We start from the raw sequence: 20,632 nt of genomic DNA on the forward strand, positions 1-20,632 counted from the left end.
GTGAAGGGTCATGAGGTCTTGCGGACGGACCAGCCGCCGAGCAGGCGATCGAGCGTGGCGTTGGCATACAGGCCATTGGCGAGATGCACGCGCAGTCCGGCGGCGGCCGGGTGCGTCGCCCACAGCGGGAACAGCGCCTGCGCCACCGCCACCAGGCCGAAGCTCAGCACCGCCAGCGCCATCAGCGTCCACTCCAGCCGACCCGGCGCCGGCGTCGCCGGCAGCACGCCTGCGGTCAGCCATTCGGCGGCGGTCTGCAGCGCGAAATAGCCGACCGCGGCGGCGCTGGCGTAGAGCGCGGTCTTTCGGGTGAGCGGACGCGGCGCGGCATCGGCCAGACCCTGGGCCAGCAGATACGCCACACCGAAGATCAGGATGGCGCCCAGGGCCAGCGCCTGCGGCGACTTGTGCCCGAAGCCGAAGGCGAACCCGAAGGCGGCGCCGATCCCGACATAGATCGCCAGCGCGATCAGGAAGGCGCGGCTGACCGCGGCCCCATCGGGCACCGCCACCGGCCCGGGTCGGCGAATCGACGCCACCTGCTCGACCGCCCCGCCGGAGGCCAGGAAGGCATGCGCCTTGTACAGCGAGTGCGCGACGATGTGCAGCAGCGCCAGCGGAAACAGCGCCAGCCCGCACTGCAGGATCATGAAACCCATCTGCGCGACCGTGGACCAGGCCAGCGAGGTCTTGACCGCGGGCTGGGTCAGCATCACCAGCGCACCGAACAGCGCAGTGAACCCGCCGAGCATCGCCAGCACGGCGAGCACGCCGGGGGCCGCCAGCATCAGGTCCGCGAAGCGGATCAGCAGGAAGCCGCCGCCGTTGACCACGCCGGCATGCAGTAAGGCCGACACCGGCGTGGGCGCCTCCATCATCTCGGTGAGCCAGCCGTGGGTCGGGAACTGCGCCGATTTCAGCACCGCGGCCAGCGCAAGCAGGGCGGCGGCCGCGGTCAGCGACCAGCCGTGCTGGCCGCTGCGGGCCAGGGTGTTGATCGTGGCGATGTCGGTGGTGCCCATGCTGTTCCAGACCAGCGCGGCCGCACTCACCAGGGCGATGGCACCGATGCTGGAGAACAGGCGCTTCTTGCGCGCGGCGCGTTGCGCGGCCACACGCTGGGGATAGAACAGCAGCAAACGATTGAGCGCGATGCTGGTGGCGATCCAGGCCACCACGACCTGGACCAGGTTGCCGGCCTGCACCAGCAGCAGCACCGCGGCGAGCGCGACGCACAGCCAGCCGGTGAAATAGCCCTGCCGCGCTTCGCCATCCAGATAGGTGCGGGTGTAGCGCACCACGATCCAGCCGACGAAGGCGACCAGCAGCAGCATCGTGGTGCTCACCGCATCGAGCCGGACCGACAGGCCGATGCCGTTCGCTCCGAGCAGTTCGCTGCCGCCGGCGCCGCGGGCGATCAGCAGCGCCAGCGAGGCGATGCCGACGAGCAGTGCGCCGAGCGCGGCACGTTCGGCGAAGGCGGGGAGGAAGCGGGGGCGTCGGCCGCTGCGGACAAAGCCGAACACGGCCGCGACCAGCAGCAGGAGTGGGGCAGAGAGCGGCAGCAGATAGAGCGACAAGGCAATCCCCTTGGATCGAGCGCAGTGGCGGGCGGCGCCACGATAGCGATCGGCGGGGTCGAACAAAAATTCATTGTTTTCACTATATCGTTCGTTATTATCGAACAATGGCCGCTTTGAACTACAACCACCTGCGTTACTTCTGGGCCGTGGCCCACGACGGCAACCTGACCCGCACCGCCGAGCGGCTCAACCTCACCCAGTCCGCCTTGTCGGTGCAGATCCGCAAGCTGGAGGAGCGTTTGGGCCATGCACTGTTCGAGCGGCGCGGGCGGCAACTGCACCTGACCGAGGCGGGGCAGATCGCGCTGGACCACGCCGATGCGATCTTCGCCACCGGCGACGAACTGCTGGGCACGCTGCGGCAGACCGGCGCCGCGCGACAGGCGCTGCGGGTCGGCTCGCTGGCCACGCTGTCGCGCAACTTCCAACTGGAGTTCCTGCGGCCGCTGCTCGGCCGAACCGATATCGACCTGATCCTGCGCTCGGGCAGCGCCGGCGAACTGCTGCGGGCGCTGGAGGCGCTCAATCTCGACGTGGTCCTGCTCAACCAGGCGCCGGCCACCGACGCGCTGACCCCGTTCGTGACCCATCGGCTCGCCGAGCGTCCGGTCAGTTTGGTGGGCACGCCGGACCGGTTGGGTCATGCCGCCAGCATCGCCGATCGGCTTCGCCAGCATCCCATCATCCTGCCGACGGTGGACAACAGCGTGCGCGCGGGATTCGACGCCCTGGCCGATCGCCTGGGCGTGCGCCCGCAGATCGTGGCGGAAGTGGAGGACATGGCGATGATGCGCCTGCTGGCGCGCGAGGACATCGGCCTGGCCGTGCTCCCGCCGATCGTGGTCAAGGACGAGATCGCCGCGGGCGTGCTGGTGGAGGGCGATCAATTGCCGGACATCGTGGAGACCTTCCACGCCGTGACCATGGCGCGGCGGTTTCCCAATCCGTTGGTGCGGCTCCTGCTGCAGCCCACCGCTGCGCCAGCAGATTCCTAGCGCCAGCGACGGACGTGGCAATGCCGCCGCCGATCCGTCGCCGGCGGTCGCTGGGTGGCGGCCGACCCGCCCAAGGCACCGCGACAGCACATGCCGAAGTTCAGCAGTCACGTCGTGCGGAGCCTTGGGGGGCAGGTCGAGGGACACGACGTGGCGCGGGCTATTTGACAATATGCTGTCAAATAGACAGGATGATGCATGGCTGCGGAAAACCTTCCCTTGCTGGTTCGCGAGCTGGTGCTGGCGGTGTTCGCCACCAACGGCCGCCTGGTCGACATGGGCAACCGGTTGGTGCGCCCGATCGGGCTGACCACCGCCTGGTGGCAGGTGCTCGGTGCGCTGGGCTACTCGCCGGTGCCGCTGCCGGTCGCGCATATCGCCCGCAACATGGGCCTGACCCGGCAGGCGGTGCAGCGTGTGGTCGAGTTGCTGGCCGAACACGGGTTCGTCGTATTCGAGACCAATCCGCACCATGCGCGCGCCAAGCTGGTGGTGTTGACGCAGGCAGGACGCGCAGCCCTGGGCGCCGCCGAAGCCGCTGTCGCGTCGCTCGACCAGCACCTGATCGACCGACTGGGTGCCGAGCGCGTCAGGACCGCCATCGCGGTGCTCCTGGACATGCGCGACGCCCTCGACCAGTCGCTGGCCGAATGAAGCGCGCAAGCCTGCGCGCGGCAGGATTCAACCCAAGGAGAGACCATGGCGCTTGCCCCGCATCCCGACGGCTTCGATACGGACGTCATCATCATCGGTGGCGGGCCAGTCGGCCTGACCACCGCCTGCGCGTTGGCGCACCACGGGGTGCGATTCCGCATCTTCGAGCAACGTACGCAGCCCAAGCCGCATTCGCGCGCCAACAATCTCTGGGCGCGCCCGCAGGAGCTGCTGGCGAGCATCGGCATCCGCGATGCCCTGGCCGAGCGGGCGTACCGGATCACCCGGATCAACACCCTGTTGAACGGCAAGACAGTGGATCCGATCGACATCGCGCAGGTCGCCAGTCCGTATCCGGAGGTGCTGTACAGCGGCCAGGACGTCATCGAGAACGTGCTTGCCCGGCGGATCGAGACCGGCGGCGCAGCGCTCGAACGAGGCCGCAAGGTGGTCGGCTTCGAGCAGGATGCGGACGGGGTCAGCGTGACGATCGCGACGGTGAACGACGACGGTGAGCCGGTCGAAGGGCGCCCGGTCGAGCGCCTGCGCTGCCGCTACCTGGTGGGCGCAGACGGCGCCGAAGGCTTCGTGCGCAAGCAGATCGGCGCGGACTTCGCGACGGAAAAGCTGCCCCACTGCATGAACCGCCAGCTCGACGCGAAACTGCGCTGGCGCCGCTCCACCGATTTCGATCACCTCTGGTTCTTCTATTACCCCAAGGGCTTCTGCGGCGTGCTGCCGGTGTGGGAGGGCTACCACCGGCTGTTCTTCCTGTCCGACGACGCGGGCATCCCCGATCGCGATCCGACCCTGGAAGAACTGCAGGCCATCGCGCGCGAGGTCACCGAGGACGAGACGCTGGAGCTCAGCGATCCGATCTGGATCACCCACAGCCGCTTCCAGCATGGCGTGACCTCGCGCTACGCCGATGGACGCGTGTTCCTGGTCGGCGATGCTGGTCATCTCACCTTGCCCGCGGGCGGCCAGGGCATGAACGCCGGGCTGCAGGATGCGGTCGGCCTGGCATGGCGGCTGGCGATGGCGCTCGACGGCAAGGCCGCACCGGTGCTGCTGGAATCCTACGGGCTGGAGCGCGGCGGCGAACACCGCCGGCTGGATGCGCAGCAGGAAAAGGGCTTCCGCAACAGCGTGTATCGCGGCGTTATCAAGGATACGGCCATGGGGATCGCCGCCAGTTTCCTGCCCAACATCGGTGCCCTGATTCAGGGCACCGACGATCTCCAGCAACTGTCCGTCGCCTATCCCGACAGCCCCTTGAACGAAGACCACCTCAAGGGATTGCGGGAGATCGTGCACCGACGCGTTCCGCATCCTGGCGACCGCGCACCGGATGCGGCCGTCATCGCCCAGGACGGTGCGTCCACGACGCTGTTCGCGCATCTCTACAACCCCGATGGCGTGACGTGGGGCTGGGCCTTGCTGCTGTTCGATGCCCGGCAGCAGGACGCCTTGATGGCGATGCGTGATGCGTTGGCGCAGCTCCAGGCGTGGGAGTGGATCCGGCCCCGGTTGATCCTCGGCAAGACGGTACCGCAGGCCGGCGACGCCACGGCGCTGTTCGACCTGGATGGGGTGGCACATGGCGCCTACGGCATCGAAGGCGATCCCGCGATGGTGCTGGTGCGGCCCGACGGTCATATCGCCTTCCGCGGCCCGCTAGACGCGCCGCAACGGCTGCGCGCGTACTGCGCCAGGATCTTTGGAGAGTAGCGCGAGCACCTACGCTCTCCGTATCTGTCGCCCCGTGCGTAGGCCGCGAGCGCTATGCCACAGTGCGCCTAAGGCGCGTATTCAAGGTGGATGAGTGGATAGGGCTTGCCCTGGTGGTCGCGCGGGGACCGGCCTGTGCGCCTGAAGCCCATCCTTTCGTAGAAGCCGACAGCCTGATGATTCTGTTCGTTGACGTGCCTCGTCACGATCCTCTTGCGCATGACCGTGTTGCGTGGGTGCCGTCCAAGGCGGCGGCTCGCGCTGACGTGGAGCAGGTGCGCCGCGTGTCCTGAGATCTGCAGATCGCATGGCGCCGGATAGTGCAGGGGCTGGACCTCGCGTGAGTAGGGTCGGGATCGGTGCCGGCGCGGAGCGCTGGCGCCGAGGGCTGCGTCCCAAGACATTCCAAACGCAGCTTCGGCTGCAGACCTTGATGCACGTCGCACACGCTTCGCGCGGCACCTATGCCAACATGGCCTTCCGACGGACCGTGGCGGCCGTGCTTTCGGCGGATCTCGGTGTCATTCATGACGAATCGTCTCCAGTGTTATCCATTAACACCGCTGCGGCGATCGTAGATAGGTGCACGTGTACCGAGAACTGGCTCAGGCCCAGCGTGATGCGCAACTGGATGCGGAGCAGCGTAAGGCGTTGCTGATGATCGCGTCTGGGGCGCCCATGGCCGAGTGCCTGGATGCGCTCACCGATGCCGTCGGCCGGCTTGTTCCCGACGCCCGCGCCTGTGTGCTGCTGGCGAGCCGGGACCGCCGCACGATGGGCGATGGTTACTCGTCGCACTTTCCTCCTGCATTCGCCGCGGCCATCCGCGGCCTGCCGATCGGGGAGGCGCTCATCGGCACCTGCGGCACCGCCATCCACGAGGGGCATCCGGTCGAGTGCGAGGACGTGGAACATGCGTCGCAGTGGGCCGCACCCTGGCGCTCGCTTTGCCTGGAAAACGGCATTCTGGCGTGCTATTCGCACCCGGCGATCGGGCAGGGCGGCAAGGCGGTCGGATCGTTCTTCCTGTGTCTTTCCGAGGCGCGGCAGGCCAACGCGTGGGAGCGCAAGGTCGCCGAATTCGGCGCACTGGCGACCAGCATCGTGGTGGAGCGGGAACGGGCAGCCGCGCATCTGCGCAAGGAAATGGCCGCGCTCGCCCGGCTGCAGGAACTGAGTGCCGAACTGGTCGGGCCAGGGGAGTTCGAGCCGCTGCTGCAGAAGATCCTTGCCGCGGCCGCCGACATCTCGGGCACCGACAAGGGCAATATCCAGATCTTCGATCCGGTCAAGAAAACCCTGCGGATCGTCGTGCATCAGGGCCTGGGGGCGCGGCTGGTCGAGCATTTCCGCGAGGATGGATGGGACGCCAGTTGCGGGAAAGCGGCAAAGCAGGTGCAGCGCCTGGTCGTGGCCGACGTGGAGAAGCTGGAAGGTCTGCAGGGGACGTTGGGTCTGGAGATCGTAATGGAGGACCAGATCCGTTCCATCCAGTGCACGCCATTGCTCAGCCGCGATGGTCGGCTGCTGGGCATGCTCAACAACCATTACCGCTGGCCGGGCGGCCCCGACCCGGACGCGCTGCGCTACATCGACCTGCTCGCCCGGCAGGCCGCCGAACTGGTGGAGCGCCATCAGATCGAGGCGGAGCTGGCGCAGGAGCGGCGACGCAAGGACGAGTTCCTGGCCATGCTTGCGCACGAACTGCGCAACCCGCTGGCGCCGTTGCGCAACATGCTGGAAGTGCTCAAGCGCTCGCATGGCAACGAAGCGCTGTCGCGGAAGGCGCAGGAGGTCATGGAGCGGCAGGTGCGGCATCTGATGCGGCTGGTGGACGATCTGCTCGACGTCAACCGCATCAAGCAGGGCAAGCTGGAGCTGCGGCGCGAGCCGCTGCTGCTGGCAGAGGTGATCCAGCAGGCGGTCGAGGTCTGCCGTCCTGCGCTGGACCAGCAGCGGCATCGGTTGCGTGTGGTGTTGCCGGAGGCGCCGCTGCCGCTGCAGGGCGATCCGATTCGTCTGACCCAGGTGTTCGGAAACCTGCTCACCAATGCGTGCAAGTACACGCCTCCCGGGGGAGACATCGAGGTTCGGGTCGACGCGATCGAGGGCAGCGCCGAAGTCGTGGTGCAGGACAACGGTTCCGGCATCCCACCGGACAAGATCGACGCCATCTTCGAACTGTTCACCCAGGTGGACCGCACGCTGGAGCGTGCGCAAGGCGGGCTTGGCATCGGCCTGATGCTGGTCAGGCAACTGGTCGAGATGCATGGTGGCACTGTCGAGGCACGCAGCGAGGGGGCAGGGAAGGGCAGCACGTTCGTCGTGCGGCTCCCCTCCGACGCCGCGCCTGCCGCAGTGTCGGGCACGGGAGATGTCAGGCCGGCACCAACCGTGCGCCGGATCCTGGTGGTCGACGACAATGCGGACATCGCGCTGGCGCTGGCCGCGCTGCTGGAACTGGACGGACATGACGTGCGCACCGCGGGAGGCGGAGAGGAAGCGCTGGCGTTGGGCGCACGCGTGCGCCCCGAGGTGATCCTGATGGACATCGGCATGCCCGGCATGGACGGGCACGAAGCGTGCCGCCGCATCCGCGACTGCGATTGGGGCAGGGACATCACCATCGTCGCGCTGACCGGCTGGGGGCAGGACGGCGATCGCCAGGATTCGGCGCGGGCCGGGTTCGACGCGCACCTGGTCAAACCGGTGGGATTTGCCGAGTTGCATGGCCTGTTTGCCGGGCTGGACTGACCTGGTCAGGTTCGGCGTCTGCAGCGTCCAGTGTGTGGAGCCTACGGGTGATGTGCAGCGCGGCTGAACCGCTACACGTGGCATGACCGTATCTACGTGGTTCGCTTGGCGTGGCCCGACATGGCCACCAGATCTGAGCAGGACATCATCCCGTGCAGGCTTATGCTGGCGGCGCGGCGAAGGTCTCCGGCCATACCAGCGAGCGGTGAACCTGCGAGCCTGCCATGGCGCCGCTGGCGACGGCCAGTGACAGCGAATGCGGCGCTTTCGCCAGGTCGCCGCAGGCGAAGACGCCGGCGACCGAGGTCCTATGCTCGGCATCGATGCGGACCTGGGTGCCCATTGGCGTCTCCTCCAGCACGCAGCCCATGGCCTCGGCTAGGGGACCGGACGGGGTGGTGCGTGTCGCCGTGAACAGGCCGGCGAAGACCAGCCGCCGACCGTCGGCCAGGACCACGTCGGCATGCCCCTCGATCCTGTCGATGGGCACCTCCTCGATCGCCACGCCGCGGCCGCTCAGAAGAGCCCTGGCCGCGTCGTCCAGTTGCAGTGCGCCGTTGACGAGCAAGGTCACATTGCCCCACTCGGTGAGCAGTTCGGCCTGGTGCACGGACAGCGGGCCGGCACCGACGATGCCGATGCGTCCCTGGTCCAGCTCGTAGCCGTGGCAGTACGGGCAGTGGAAGACGGCCGTGCCCCAGCGTTCGGCGAGGCCGTCGACGGCCGGAAGCTGGTCGGCCACGCCGGTGGCGAGCAGGAGCCGGCGACCCTGGTGGGTGCCGCCATCGGAGGTGGTCACCCTGAAGGCGTCCAAGGATCCAGTGGCGGTCAGGGCGTGTGCGTCCAGCCACGTCAGCGTCGGATAGGCGCTGAGCTGCTGGCGCGCGGTCGCCGCGATGGTGCCGGGCGGCACGCCGTCCTGGCCGAGGAAGCCATGTGCATGGTGGGCCGTGCGATTGCGGCGCTGGTCCGCATCGATCACCAGCACGGAACGCCGCGCTCGCAGCAGTTGCAGGGCGGCGGCCATCCCCGCATAGCTGCCGCCGATGACGATGATGTCGTGGTGCATGCCTAACTCCTCGTGCGTCGTGCCGCCGCATGCCGGCGCGCGAAGTCGGCGGCCAGGTCGGCAAGGGTGATGTCCGAAAGCCGCTTCAACAGCAACGCCTCGGCCTCTGCGAACGTGCCTTCGAGTGCGGCATTCACCGCTTGCTCAACCAGGCACTCCGGGGATTCGTGGCGATTGCCGATGGCGAACAGCGCCGGTTCGCCCAGCGCTTCATGCAACTGGCGCAGGGTGACCGTGGCCAGGTCGGCGTGGATGCGCCATCCGCCCGCGTGCCCGCGGTCCGAGGTCACGATGCCTGCTTCGCGCAAATACCCCATGGTCCGCCGGACCACGACGGGATTGGTACCCAGGCATTGGGCCAGGGCGTCGGAGGTCATGGGACCATCGTGCTCGGCCATGTGCAGCAGGGCATGCAGGACAGAGGACAGGCGGCTGTCGCGTTTCATGTAACTAATGATGTTTCGAAATTTGCGACAGGTCAAGCGTGGTTGCGTCCCGGCGCTGTCGATCGCGTTCAACGGGGTGTGCCGCGAACATGTGCGCGTCTGGCGCCCGCAACGCACGGCGAGTGCGATCGAAACAGCCGCGAGCTCCGGCACGACGCTTGTTCATCGTGGACAGGCAACGACCTGATCTCTCGCCATGGCGGCGATGCTGTTTGTCGACCGCTTCCCGGCCCGGACCACGTACCTTGATCCCGCCTGAGATGCAGGCGGAATTCCCCGGGTGGGAAAGGATCGATGCAATGGAAACGAAGGCGAAGGGCTTGGCAATCGTGGTCGCAGCGGGGTTGGCGCTGTCATTTCAGGCGCAGGCGCAGTCGTGCTGCCCCTCCGGCGGGCATGGGGTCGTGGGCAAGGGACTGGGCGAAAGCGTACCCAAGGCGCTGAATCTCGCCACGGATTCGGCCTGGCGCGTCTATGAGTTTTCGCGCGATGGCGTGAACTACCTGCAGATCAACGACGCCAGCGGCGTGGTCCGTGCCGCGGTCGGCCGCATCGGCAAGACCTTGTGGGTGCTGCCGATGGGCAGCGACGTGGGGCGGGTCTCGTTGACGGCATCGCCTGCGATGCCGTCGCGCGTGATCTACCGGACGGCCGATGTGGTGGTGCGCCTGCGCTCGGATGCACGCGGTGACGCGTGGGAGGTCACGGCGGTGGAGTGAGGCTGCCGGAGGCCGGGCTTTCGGACACCAGAAAGCTGAAGCTCAACGCATGGCGGCGCCGGCAGGTGCCGCCATGCGCCTGCAGGCGGACCGCCAGTTCCCGCTCGGGCGCTTCCGGACGGCGCCGCAACGCGCTCAGCATCGCCGCATCGGCGGTGATGCGGATGGCGATGCCCTGTCGTCCCTGCGCACGCCATACCCGTGCCCGCAGCAGATGCGTATGGGCCACGGGCAGGGTCTCGATGGCGTCGAGGATGCAGCGATAGGCCACCAGTTGCAGACCCAGCGAGAGGCGTCGCGGATCGCCATGCAGGCGGCAGCGGAACTCCGTGGCGCACAGGTTGGCGAAGGTCGGCGAGTGCAGCGTGTGGTACAGGCCGTGCGTCTCGATGCCGAGCGGGTAGAGCGCGGTGACGTATTCGTCCAGCAACTGCGCCTGGATCACGCCGGTGCGGGTCATCTGCATGGCGGCGGCGTAATGGCCGCGTGCGCGCAGATCCTCCACCACATCGCGGCGCAGCTTGTTGATCTGGGTGCTGAGGTCGGTGTAGTCGACCACCCGTCGGCGCAGCGTGCGTTCGGCGGAGAGGTAGCCGGCCTGTGCGAAGGCCAGCGCCTGTTCGCGCAGGCGTCCGTCGTCGCGCATGTGCCGATAGGCGGCGGAAATCCGTGATCCGAACGCGAACATCACCGTGGCGGTGGCGGCGAGCAGGATCTGCACCACGAACGCATCGGCATCGTGCATGCCCGGTGCGACGACCTTGGGCATGGACAGGGCCACCGCAACGTTCGCCATGACCACGCCGAGCGCCGCGCCCCGCCAGCCATGGCGCAGCGTCAGTACGATCGCCGGGACCACCAGCAGGACCATCAGCAACTGTCGCAGCAGCGCGTCGCCGGCCACGGCGATCGACGCCGACAGCACGACGACCACGGCGATGGACGCCAGCCCCTCGCGCAACAGCGAGGCTCGCAGTCGCTTGGGTTCGTCCCGGCGCAGCCACAGCAACGCCGGCAGCACGAACATCAAGGTGCCCAGGTAGTCGCCAAGCCAGTAGCGCAGCAGCACATCGAGCGGCGCCGGCCCGGCGGGGCCGCCCAGCGCGGTGTTGATCGCGATGTTGCAGAGCGTGCTCCACAGCGCGGTCGCCAGCGTCAGCGGCAGCAGCCAGTGATCGTGGCGTGCCAGGTCAGGCACCCGCTGACGCGCCAGGACCGGCAGCAGCGACACGGCGGGCATCAGCAGGAACGGACTCAGGTATGCCCAGGTGGCACTCGCGCCCCAGGTCTCGCTCATGGGAATGCGCAATGTCAGCAGCGCGGCGGCATCGCCGGCCAGCAACCACGGCCAGCGCCGTGCGGGCAGGAACAGCAGGCTGGCGACGCGCACGCCGGCCGGCAGATACCACTGGTCCACGGAACACCGCCAGGCCAGCAGGAAGGCGGCGCAGTAAGTGGCGCTCAGTAGAACGCCTTTGGCGATATCTCTTGCCGCGGCCATTCCCGCCATCCGTGGTATGTCGCGGCTACTGTATAAGCCGGATCGGCGGCGAGGGTAGACAGTTGGCGGTGTCGACGACAGTGTGAGATACGTCGCAGGTGCGCGACGCATGCAGGCGAATGCCGGGTGTTCTTTCGCGCGGATTCGCGAGCCGGCAAGGGGGCGCTTGCAGTCGTGCCGCTGTTTCGTCTGCGTGATGCTGCGCGTCGCTCGTGCAGGCGGCAGCACGTCTTCGACCGCTTCGATGTCGAGCCACGCGAACATGGCTGGTGCGATGATGCATGGCCACGTGCTCCTCGAAAGTGACTGCGACAGCAGGGCAAGGATGTGCGCCAGCAAACCTGAAACGCCCTGCCACAACGGATGCGGCATGATCACTGCAGGTGCGTCGCGGAGGCATTCCGAGGGCGTCCGATACTCCTGCGTGACCGAATCGGATTGATGCCGGCGACGTGCGGCCGAGCCTGTGCGGCAGCGTTCGATCATCGCGTCGTCGGGCGGACTACCGACGGAGCCGGTGACAGGCGTAGCATCGCGCCATGGCGTCCATGCATCGACCTCCCGTTTCCGCATTGCGCGGTCTGGTGACAGCGGTATGGGCGCACGAGCCCGCACCGGTGTCGGCAGCCGTGCGGCTGCCTGCGCGCGAGCACGTGCTGCCGACCGGTGCCACGCATCTCGCCGTGCGGATCGGCGGTGCACCGTTGCGGGTGTTCGACCACGCGGACGACCTGTGCGGCCATTGCCTCGGCCACGCGGTGGTGGGTGGGGTACGCACGGCGTATCACGTGCGCGATGTCACGCAGCCTGCGGTCTCGGTCGGTGCGATGTTGCGTCCAGGCGCCACCAGCGTGTTGCTCGGTGTGCCCGAATCCGCCTTGGCCGGGCATCACACGCCGCTGGAACTGCTGCTGCCTGCCGGCGAGGTCGATGCGCTGCTGGAGCGGTTGCATGCATGCGCCGAGGCGTCGGCGCGCCTGGCTGCCTTCGAACGGTGGCTGGTCGACCGCGCCGGCGGCCGCCCGCCCGTGCGGCATCCGGCGCTGTGCGTGCTGCGTTCCGGTGGCTGGCATCCGGACGTGCGCGTGGAGACCCTGGTGCGCGCCAGCGGACTCAGCCATCGGCATTGCATCGCCCTGTTCCGGCAGGCGACCGGTCTGGCACCGAACGCCTGGCTGCGGCTGCAACGCTTCTCGCACGCGCTGGACCTGGCGTGCGACCGCTCGCTGGGCTGGGCCGACATTGCCGCCGCCAGCGGCTTCGCCGACCAGGCGCATCTGGCCAACACCTTCCGCAGCGTGGCCGGTGTCACCCCGTCCGCCTGGCGGCGGGCGGCCGATCCCGCCGCCCCCCGGCATGTGCCGCGCTGATCGCGGCGCAGGTCAATTTCCTGCAAGACGCGGCGCACCCAGGGTTCCACAATCGGCACCTGGCCCACACGAGGACATGCCATGGCGATCCACGAACTGTATGCCTATCTGTGCGTGCGCGACGCCGCTGCTGCGATGGCGTTCTACGCCCGCGCGTTCGGTGCGCGCGAACTGTTCCGCCTTACCGAGCCCGATGGACGGATCGGCCATGCCGAGGTGGATCTGGATGGCCACACCCTGATGCTGTCGGAGGAGTATCCGGACATGGGCGTACGCAGCCCCGAACACCTCGGTGCCACGCCGGTCACGCTGCACCTGCACGTGGACGATGCCGACGCGTTGGTCGCCCGCGCGGTCGCGGCGGGCGCCACGCTCGAGCGCGGTATGCAGGACCACTTCTACGGCGAACGCTCCGGCACCGTGCGCGATCCCTTCGGCCACCGCTGGCTGATCGGCCACGCGATCGAGTCGGTGACGCCAGAGGAAATGCAGCGGCGTTATACGGCGCTGTTCGCGAAAGCAACGACAACCTGAGAGGGCGCGAGATCGTCAGCGCCCGTGCATGCCGGTGCGTGCCAGCGAGAACTCAGGTTTCGCCATCACTGCCGATGCATGAGATTTCTGTATCGGGTCGTTGCAATGCTTGCGTGCGTCGCCGGTCGCTCGCGCGGCGAGCCGCTGAGGTGTGTACGCAGGTGTGACACGGGCGACGCTAGGTTGGCGCCATCTCGACCGTTCCCAGCCAGAGGAGGCCATCCGATGACCGAGGCGAACCAGCACGTCCTGCAGGCCGCGAACGCCGCCATCGCCGCCGGCGATTACGAAGGCTTTCTCGCCCATTGCACCGAAGATACGACCTGGCACTTCATCGGCGAGCGCACATTGCGGGGCAAGCAGGCGGTCAGGGAGTGGATGGCCGAGGCCTACCGGCAGCCGCCGCAATTCGACGTCCGTAAGTACATCATCGGCGACGGCCACGTCGTGGCCCTCGGCCAGATCACGCTCGAGACTGGCGACGCCGGGACGGCGCTGTTCTCCTACTGCGACGTCTGGCGGTTTCGCGATGGGCGGATGGCGGAACTGGAGGCGTACGTGGTGCCGCTGTCTGCAGACCAGGACGGCTAGCGACGCGCATGCGCCTCGGATGTCCGTTCGCAGCGCGGCCATCCTGTCCGCGTCTGCGCACTGCGTCGGCGGCGGAATCGCTCAGTGCAGCAAGCTGTCCGTCAGCAGCTTCAGATTCAGCACCACGATCAGCGCGGCGATCGTCCAGGCCAGCCCGGCCAGCCCTCGGCGCACCACCAGTGGTCCCATCCGCTGCTTGTCGGTGACGAAGCGCACCAGCGGGATCACCGCGAACGGCAACTGCATCGACAGCACCACCTGGCTCAGCACCAGCAGCTTGGCGGTGCCCTGTTCGCCGTACAGCGAGGTCACCGCGACCACCGGCACGATCGCCAGGCCGCGGGTCAGCAGGCGCCGCGCCCATGGCGGCAGCCGCAGGTGCAAAAAGCCTTCCATCACGATCTGCCCGGCCAGCGTGGCGGTGACGGTGGAATTGATGCCGGAGGCCAGCAGCGCCACCGCAAACAGGGTCGAGGCCAGGCCGACGCCGAGCATCGGCGCGAGCAGTTCGTGGGCCTGTTCGATCTCCTGCACGTCGGTGCGGCCATGCGCATGGAACACCGCGGCGGCCAGGATCAGGATCGCGGCGTTGACGAACAGCGCCAGGCTCAGCGCGATGGTGCTGTCGGCCAGCGCCCAGCGCAGCGCTGAGCGGCGGCCCTGGTCGGTGCGCTCGTAGGCGCGGGTCTGCACGATCGAGGAGTGCAGGTACAGGTTGTGCGGCATCACCGTCGCACCAATGATGCCGATCGCCAGGTACAGCGCGGCCGGGTCGGTCACCACCTGCGCACGCGGGATGAAGCCGGCCAGCACCTCGCGCAGCGGCGGCGCGGCCAGCACGATCTGCACCAGGAAGCAGGCGAAGATCACCGTCAGCAGGGCGATCACGAACGCTTCCAGCGCGCGGAAGCCGCGGCGCATCAGGAACAGCACCAGCAGCGCGTCGATCGAGGTGATGATCGCGCCGGCGGTGAGCGGGATGCCAAACAGCAGCTTCAGCGCGATCGCGGTGCCGATCACTTCGGCCAGGTCGCAGGCGACGATGGCCGCTTCGCAGGCCAGCCACAGCAGGAAGTTCACCGGCTTGGAGTAATGCGCGCGGCAGGCCTGGGCCAGATCCAGCCCGGTGGCGATGCCCAGGCGCGCGGCCAGCCCCTGCAGCACGATCGCCATCAGGTTGGAGAGCAGGATCACCGACAGCAGCAGGTAGCCGAAGTGCGAGCCGCCGGCGATGTCGGTCGCCCAGTTGCCCGGATCCATGTAGCCGACCGAGACCATGTAGCCGGGCCCCAGGAAGGCCAGGAAGCGGCGCCAGCCCAGGCCGCTGCGCGGCACGGCGACGCTGGCGTTCATCGCCCCCAGGCTGGGGCGCGCCTCGCCACGGCTGGCGTGTTCGGCAGCGGAACTCGGCAGGGGCAGGGGGGCGGCCATGGCAATGACACGTGGGGCGGGGTGCGAATGAGTATATAGCAGGTGCTATATGGATTAGCATTGGCAATTCAGATCGCTGCGATAGCCCGGATTCGGCCAGAATAGGCGGGTGGCCGGCGGGCGCCGGCACAGGACAAGGGCGTTGCGATGCAGAAAAGCGGGAAGTCGATGGCGCCGCCGGCGGTGCTGCTCGACGCCGAAGTGCAGGTCGAAAGCTTCCGCCAGGTGCGCGAGGCGCACCGCCTGGAGCTGATCGAGGACTATGTGGAGCTGATTTCCGACCTGCTCGCCGACGGTGGCGAAGCGCGGCAGGTGGATATCGCCGCGCGCCTGGGCGTGGCCCAGCCGACCGTGGCCAAGATGCTCAAGCGCCTGGTCAAGGGCGGCTGGGTGGTACAGCGTCCGTATCGCGGCGTGTTCCTGACCGCCGAGGGCGAGGCGCTGGCCGCGGCCAGCCGGCAGCGCCACCAGACCGTGGAGCAGTTCCTGCTGGCCTTGGGCATCGACGCCGACACCGCGCGCCGCGATGCCGAGGGCATCGAGCATCACGTCAGCGAAGCGACGCTGGCGGTCTTCGCCGAGTTCGTGCGCAAGCACGGCGCGTCGCGATGAGCATCGGCGACGACGCGCAACTGGCGCGCGACGTACATTGGATGCGCCATGCGCTGGCCCTGGCCGAGCGTGCCGAGCGCGAGTTCGACGAAATTCCGGTCGGCGCGGTGCTGGTCTCGGCCGAGGACGAGGTGCTGGGCGAGGGCTGGAACCTCAACATCGCCGAACACGATCCCAGCGCGCATGCCGAGATCGTCGCGCTGCGCCAGGCCGGCCGCCGGATCGGCAATCACCGCCTGGTCGGCAGCCGCCTGTACGTCACCCTGGAGCCGTGCGCGATGTGCGCGATGGCGGTGGTGCACGCGCGTGTGGCGGAACTGGTCTATGCCGCCACCGATCCCAAGACCGGCGCCTGCGGCAGCGTGTTCGACCTGCTCGCCGACCCGCGCCACAACCACCGCGTGCAGGTCCGCGGCGGGGTCCTGGCGGCGGAGGCGAGCACGCGCCTGACCAACTATTTCCGCGCCAAGCGCGGCAAGCCGCCGCTGGGCGCGTGAGCGGCCAGCCCCTGCCGGTTGCGCAGGCCGCGCGGTATCATTGAAGTCTGATACGACACTTCCGCGCCGGCCTCGCCGCCGCGAACGACAGGACGGTGATATGGCGCAAGCGCACGTGGCGAACGATCGGCTGATCTGGATCGATCTGGAAATGACCGGCTTGGATACCGATCGCGATTCGATCATCGAAATCGCCACGGTGGTGACCGACGCGCAACTCAACGTGCTGGCCGAGGGCCCGGAGTTCGCCATCGCCCATTCGCTGCAGACGCTGGAGGCGATGGACGAGTGGAACCGCAACCAGCACCGCCACTCCGGCCTGTGGCAGCGCGTGCTCGACAGCCAGGTCACGCTGGCCCAGGCCGAGGCCGAGACCATGGCGTTCCTGACCCAGTGGTGCAAGCCCGGCACCTCGCCGATGTGCGGCAACTCGATCTGCCAGGATCGGCGCTTCCTGCACCGGCAGATGCCGCGGCTGGAGCGGTTCTTCCACTACCGCAACCTGGACGTGTCGACGCTGAAGGAACTGGCGCGGCGCTGGGCGCCGACGGTGTCGGCCGGCCTGACCAAGACCTCCTCGCACACCGCGCTCAGCGACGTGCACGATTCCATCGACGAACTGCGTTACTACCGTCCGTTCATGGGCACGTTGGGCGGGCAGGGCGAGGGCTGATCCGCGATCCAGACGCCGTCGAGGCGCATGCGGGAGACCGCCCGACGATCGTCGGGCGGATGCACAGGCAGCACAGGAAATGACGCCGCCGCTCAGCGCGCCAGCGGCGGTCCCGGCTTGGTCTCGCCGTCGTCGGTGACGCCCTTGGTCAACAATTCCGCGATCGGGCGCCCGTCGGCATCGTGGTGGTACACGTGCAGGTCGCGCTGCGGATACGGAATGCTGAGTCCGTTCTCCAGCAACTGGTTGCGGATCTGCTCCAGTGTGCTGCTCTTGGCCGCGCCGAAATCGCTGTTCTTGGCGTAGCCGAACAGCATCAGGTCCACCGTGCTCTCGCCCAGGTTGGTGACCTGCACGAACGGGGCGGGCGTCTTCAGGATGTTTGGATTGTCCTGGGCGATCTTCAGCAACAGCTCCTGCGCCTTCTTCAGGTCGTCGCCGTAGCCGACGCCGACGGTGATCTCCAGGCGCCGGTTGGGCAGGGTGCTGTAGTTGACGATCGGCGCGGTGGTGATGGTGCTGTTGGGCAGGGTCACCATGCGCTCGTCGAAGGTGCGGATGCGGGTCTGGAAGATCCGGATCTCGTCGACCACGCCTTCCTGGCCGGCCACCACCACGTGGTCGCCGTCGCGCATCGGCCGCAGCACGATCAGCATGACCCCGGAGGCGATGTTGGACAGCGAGTCCTTCAGCGCCAGACCCACCGCCAGGCCGGCAGCGCCGAGCACGGCGAACAGCGAGGTCGGCGGCACGCCGATCTTCTGCAGCGCGGTGACCAGCACCAGCACCAGCATCAACGCATAGGCGACGTTGCGCAGGAAATTGCTGAGCGTGGCTTCCACCCGTGCGCGCAGCAGGGCGCTGCGCAGCCATTCGCTCAGGCGCTTGGCGATCCACATCCCGACCACCAGGATCAGGATCGCCACGCCCCAGTTGAGCGCGTACTGCGCCCAGTCCAGGGTCCGCCAGTCGAACGGACGCGCCGCGCGCGTCGCCGGCGCAGCGGTCGTGGCCGCCGTCAGTGCCGTCAGCCACGACTGCATCGGCATCACCCCTTGCTCTTGAGCTTGGCCAGGCGCAGCCAGGTGTCGACCACGGTGTCCGGGTTCAGCGACACCGACTCGATGCCTTCCTGCATCAGCCACTCCGCCAGGTCCGGGTGATCCGACGGACCCTGACCGCAGATGCCCACGTACTTGCCCTTGGCGCGCGCGGCCTTGATCGCCATCGACAGCATCTTCTTGACCGCCGGATTGCGCTCGTCGAACAGGTGCGCCACGATCGAGGAGTCGCGGTCCAGGCCCAGGGTGAGCTGGGTCAGGTCGTTGGAGCCGATCGAGAAGCCGTCGAAGATCTCCAGGAATTCCTCGGCCAGCAGCGCGTTCGACGGCACCTCGCACATCATGATGATCTTCAGGCCGTTCTCGCCCTGGCGCAGGCCGTTGCTGGCCAACACCTCGACGACCTTGCGGCCTTCCTCGAGGGTGCGCACGAACGGGATCATGACCCACATGTTGTCCAGGCCCATCTCGTTGCGGACCTTGAGCACGGCCTTGCATTCCAGCGCGAACGCGGCGGCGAAGCTCGGATCGACGTAGCGGCTGGCGCCGCGGAAGCCGATCATCGGGTTCTCTTCGTGCGGTTCGTAGTTGCTGCCGCCGATCAGGTTGGCGTACTCGTTGGACTTGAAGTCCGACAGGCGCACGATCACCGGGTGCGGCGCCACCGACGCGGTCAGCGTGGCGATGCCTTCGGCCAGGCGATTGACGTAGAAGCTCACCGGGTCGGCGTAGCCGGCGATCTTCTCGTCGATCTTCTTCTTGGTCGCCGCGTCCTGCTTGGCGTATTCCAGCAGTGCGTTGGGATGGATGCCGATATGCGCGGCGATGATCATCTCCAGGCGTGCCAGGCCGATGCCGGCGTTGGGCAACTGGCCGAAGTCGAACGCGCGCTCCGGGTTGGCCACGTTCATCATGATCTTCAGCGGCGCCGGCGGCATGTTGCCCAGGTCCGTGGTGGTGCGCTCGAACGGCAGGCGCTCGCCATAGATGTAGCCGGTGTCGCCTTCGGCGCAGCTCACCGTCACTTCCTTGCCGTCCTGGACCAGTTCCATCGCGTTGCCGGTGCCGACCACGGCCGGCACGCCCAGCTCGCGGGCGATGATCGCCGCGTGGCAGGTGCGGCCGCCGCGGTTGGTGACGATCGCCGAGGCGCGCTTCATCACCGGCTCCCAATCGGGATCGGTCATGTCCGCGACCAGCACGTCGCCGGGCTGCACTCGGTTCATGTCCTCCAGGCTGCGCACCACGCGGGCGACGCCGGCGCCGATCTTCTGGCCGATCGCACGGCCTTCGGCGATCACCTCGCCGCGCTGCTGCAGCGCGAAGCGTTCGATCTGGGTAGCGTGGCCGCGCGACTTCACCGTCTCCGGGCGCGCCTGCACGATGAACAGCTTGCCGCTGACGCCGTCCTTCGCCCATTCGATGTCCATCGGCCGCTGGTAGTGCTGCTCGATCACCAGCGCCTGCTTGGCCAGTTCCTGCACGTCCTCGTCGTTGATCGAGAAGGTGTTGCGCAGCTCGGCCGGGGTGTCCTCGATGCGCACGCGCTCGCCCGGCACGTCCGAATACACCATGCGGATCAGCTTGCTGCCCAGCGAGCGGCGCAGGATCGCCGGCTTGCCGGCCTTGAGGGTGGGCTTGTAGACGTAGAATTCGTCGGGATTGACTGCGCCCTGCACGACCATTTCGCCGAGGCCGAAGCTCGAGGTAACGAACACCACGTCGCGGAAGCCGGACTCGGTGTCCAGGGTGAACAGCACGCCGGAGGCGCCGACGCCCGAGCGGACCATCAACTGCACACCGGCCGAGAGGAACACGTCCTCGTGCTTGAAGCCGTGGTGAACGCGGTAGGCGATGGCGCGGTCGTTGTAGAGGCTGGCGAAGACTTCCTTGACCTTGTGCACCACGTCGTCGGCGCCGGTCACGTTGAGGAAGGTCTCCTGCTGGCCGGCGAAGCTGGCGTCGGGCAGGTCTTCGGCGGTGGCCGAGGAGCGCACCGCGACCGCGATGTCGCCGCCACCGTTCTCGTTGCACAGCTGTGCGTAGGCGTCGCGGATCGCCTGGTCCAGCTCCGGCTGCAGCGGCGCGTCGATCACCCAGCCGCGGATTTCCTTGCCGGCGGCGGTCAGCGCGCCCACGTCTTCCACGTCCAGCGTGGCCAGCTTGTCGAAGATGCGCTGGTACAGATCGTTGTGGGCGACGAAGGCCTTGAACGCTTCGGCGGTGGTGGCGAATCCGCCCGGCACGGACACGCCGAGCCCCGCCAGATTGCCGATCATTTCGCCGAGGGAGGAATTCTTGCCACCGACGCGAGCCAGGTCGGCCAGGCGCAGCTCATGCAACCACAGGATGTTCTCGTTCAAGCGCGATGCTCCGTTAGGCCATCGCCCGAGGCGGGCTGAATGGCCGCG

The 20,632-nt window shown here is 67.9% G+C and carries 18 protein-coding genes and 1 pseudogene; 11 read left to right on the forward strand and 8 right to left on the reverse strand.

Going from position 1 to position 20,632, the window contains the following annotated elements:
* Positions 1-8: 8 nt before the first annotated feature.
* Entirely contained in the window at positions 9-1,580 is a 1,572-nt protein-coding gene (locus tag RAB70_RS13175; RefSeq protein WP_148828996.1) for a proton-conducting transporter membrane subunit, read from the reverse strand.
* A gap of 107 nt (positions 1,581-1,687) precedes the next feature.
* Between RAB70_RS13175 and RAB70_RS13180 the strand changes: the two genes are divergently transcribed.
* The 3 genes from RAB70_RS13180 to RAB70_RS13190 all read left to right on the forward strand — a co-directional run bounded on the left by RAB70_RS13180 (position 1,688) and on the right by RAB70_RS13190 (position 4,963).
* A complete protein-coding gene (locus RAB70_RS13180; protein WP_017913843.1) occupies positions 1,688-2,578 on the forward strand; it encodes a LysR family transcriptional regulator in 891 nt (296 codons plus the stop codon).
* Positions 2,579-2,776: 198 nt separating this feature from the next.
* Positions 2,777-3,232 (forward strand): MarR family winged helix-turn-helix transcriptional regulator, encoded by a 456-nt coding sequence (locus RAB70_RS13185; protein ID WP_043091274.1) that lies wholly within the window; start codon positions 2,777-2,779, stop codon positions 3,230-3,232.
* A 45-nt stretch (positions 3,233-3,277) separates the two neighbouring features.
* Positions 3,278-4,963: an FAD-dependent monooxygenase gene (locus RAB70_RS13190; RefSeq protein WP_148828997.1), complete on the forward strand. Its 1,686-nt coding sequence runs from the start codon at positions 3,278-3,280 to the stop codon at positions 4,961-4,963.
* A gap of 68 nt (positions 4,964-5,031) precedes the next feature.
* On the opposite strand, the pseudogene RAB70_RS13195 reads toward RAB70_RS13190, so the two are convergent.
* Positions 5,032-5,160 (reverse strand): annotated as a pseudogene (locus RAB70_RS13195) (GNAT family N-acetyltransferase); the annotation flags it as partial.
* Between the two features lie 391 nt (positions 5,161-5,551).
* On the opposite strand from RAB70_RS13195, the gene RAB70_RS13200 reads away from it, so the two are divergent.
* Complete coding sequence (locus tag RAB70_RS13200; protein ID WP_148828998.1) at positions 5,552-7,717, forward strand: ATP-binding protein; 2,166 nt, start codon at positions 5,552-5,554, stop codon at positions 7,715-7,717.
* A 160-nt stretch (positions 7,718-7,877) separates the two neighbouring features.
* Here RAB70_RS13200 and RAB70_RS13205 read toward each other — a convergent pair whose 3' ends face one another.
* Together RAB70_RS13205 and RAB70_RS13210 are read right to left on the reverse strand one after the other, a co-directional pair.
* Complete coding sequence (locus RAB70_RS13205; RefSeq protein ID WP_148828999.1) at positions 7,878-8,786, reverse strand: NAD(P)/FAD-dependent oxidoreductase; 909 nt, start codon at positions 8,784-8,786, stop codon at positions 7,878-7,880.
* Between the two features lie 2 nt (positions 8,787-8,788).
* Positions 8,789-9,232 carry an Rrf2 family transcriptional regulator gene (locus RAB70_RS13210; protein WP_043092084.1) on the reverse strand — a complete coding sequence of 148 codons (444 nt, stop codon included), beginning with the start codon at positions 9,230-9,232 and terminating at the stop codon, positions 8,789-8,791.
* A 299-nt stretch (positions 9,233-9,531) separates the two neighbouring features.
* Between RAB70_RS13210 and RAB70_RS13215 the strand changes: the two genes are divergently transcribed.
* Entirely contained in the window at positions 9,532-9,951 is a 420-nt protein-coding gene (locus RAB70_RS13215; RefSeq protein ID WP_017917148.1) for a hypothetical protein, read from the forward strand.
* Here the strand turns inward: RAB70_RS13215 and RAB70_RS13220 are convergent.
* Positions 9,935-11,368, reverse strand: coding sequence for an MASE1 domain-containing protein (locus RAB70_RS13220; protein WP_230979390.1), 1,434 nt, complete (start codon positions 11,366-11,368; stop codon positions 9,935-9,937). The genes RAB70_RS13215 and RAB70_RS13220 overlap by 17 nt on opposite strands.
* A 632-nt stretch (positions 11,369-12,000) precedes the next feature.
* Between RAB70_RS13220 and RAB70_RS13225 the strand changes: the two genes are divergently transcribed.
* From RAB70_RS13225 to RAB70_RS13235, 3 genes are all read left to right on the forward strand, one after another.
* Positions 12,001-12,822, forward strand: coding sequence for an AraC family transcriptional regulator (locus tag RAB70_RS13225; protein ID WP_211352257.1), 822 nt, complete (start codon positions 12,001-12,003; stop codon positions 12,820-12,822).
* An 81-nt stretch (positions 12,823-12,903) separates the two neighbouring features.
* The gene (locus RAB70_RS13230; protein ID WP_148829001.1) at positions 12,904-13,356 is read left to right on the forward strand and encodes a VOC family protein; all 453 of its coding nucleotides are present in this window, start codon (positions 12,904-12,906) and stop codon (positions 13,354-13,356) included.
* Between the two features lie 225 nt (positions 13,357-13,581).
* Entirely contained in the window at positions 13,582-13,947 is a 366-nt protein-coding gene (locus RAB70_RS13235; protein ID WP_148829002.1) for a nuclear transport factor 2 family protein, read from the forward strand.
* A gap of 81 nt (positions 13,948-14,028) precedes the next feature.
* Here RAB70_RS13235 and RAB70_RS13240 read toward each other — a convergent pair whose 3' ends face one another.
* Complete coding sequence (locus RAB70_RS13240) at positions 14,029-15,300, reverse strand: Nramp family divalent metal transporter (protein WP_230979391.1); 1,272 nt, start codon at positions 15,298-15,300, stop codon at positions 14,029-14,031.
* Between the two features lie 225 nt (positions 15,301-15,525).
* On the opposite strand from RAB70_RS13240, the gene mntR reads away from it, so the two are divergent.
* The 3 genes from mntR to orn all read left to right on the forward strand — a co-directional run bounded on the left by mntR (position 15,526) and on the right by orn (position 17,160).
* Positions 15,526-15,990 carry a manganese-binding transcriptional regulator MntR gene (mntR, locus tag RAB70_RS13245; protein ID WP_026143893.1) on the forward strand — a complete coding sequence of 155 codons (465 nt, stop codon included), beginning with the start codon at positions 15,526-15,528 and terminating at the stop codon, positions 15,988-15,990.
* Positions 15,987-16,487: a tRNA adenosine(34) deaminase TadA gene (gene tadA, locus RAB70_RS13250; protein ID WP_148828208.1), complete on the forward strand. Its 501-nt coding sequence runs from the start codon at positions 15,987-15,989 to the stop codon at positions 16,485-16,487. The genes mntR and tadA overlap by 4 nt, the downstream gene beginning before the upstream one ends.
* 100 nt (positions 16,488-16,587) lie before the next feature.
* Entirely contained in the window at positions 16,588-17,160 is a 573-nt protein-coding gene (gene orn, locus RAB70_RS13255; RefSeq protein WP_148828209.1) for an oligoribonuclease, read from the forward strand.
* A gap of 92 nt (positions 17,161-17,252) precedes the next feature.
* On the opposite strand, the gene RAB70_RS13260 is transcribed toward orn, so the two are convergent.
* On the reverse strand, positions 17,253-18,203 hold the full coding sequence (locus RAB70_RS13260; protein ID WP_017909494.1) for a mechanosensitive ion channel family protein: 951 nt from the start codon (positions 18,201-18,203) through the stop codon (positions 17,253-17,255).
* 5 nt (positions 18,204-18,208) lie between these two features.
* The gene (ppsA, locus tag RAB70_RS13265) at positions 18,209-20,584 is read right to left on the reverse strand and encodes a phosphoenolpyruvate synthase (protein ID WP_148828210.1); all 2,376 of its coding nucleotides are present in this window, start codon (positions 20,582-20,584) and stop codon (positions 18,209-18,211) included.
* Between the last annotated feature and the right edge of the window lie 48 nt (positions 20,585-20,632).

Origin of the sequence: Xanthomonas sontii, assembly GCF_040529055.1 — a bacterium.
Taxonomy (GTDB): domain Bacteria; phylum Pseudomonadota; class Gammaproteobacteria; order Xanthomonadales; family Xanthomonadaceae; genus Xanthomonas_A; species Xanthomonas_A sontii.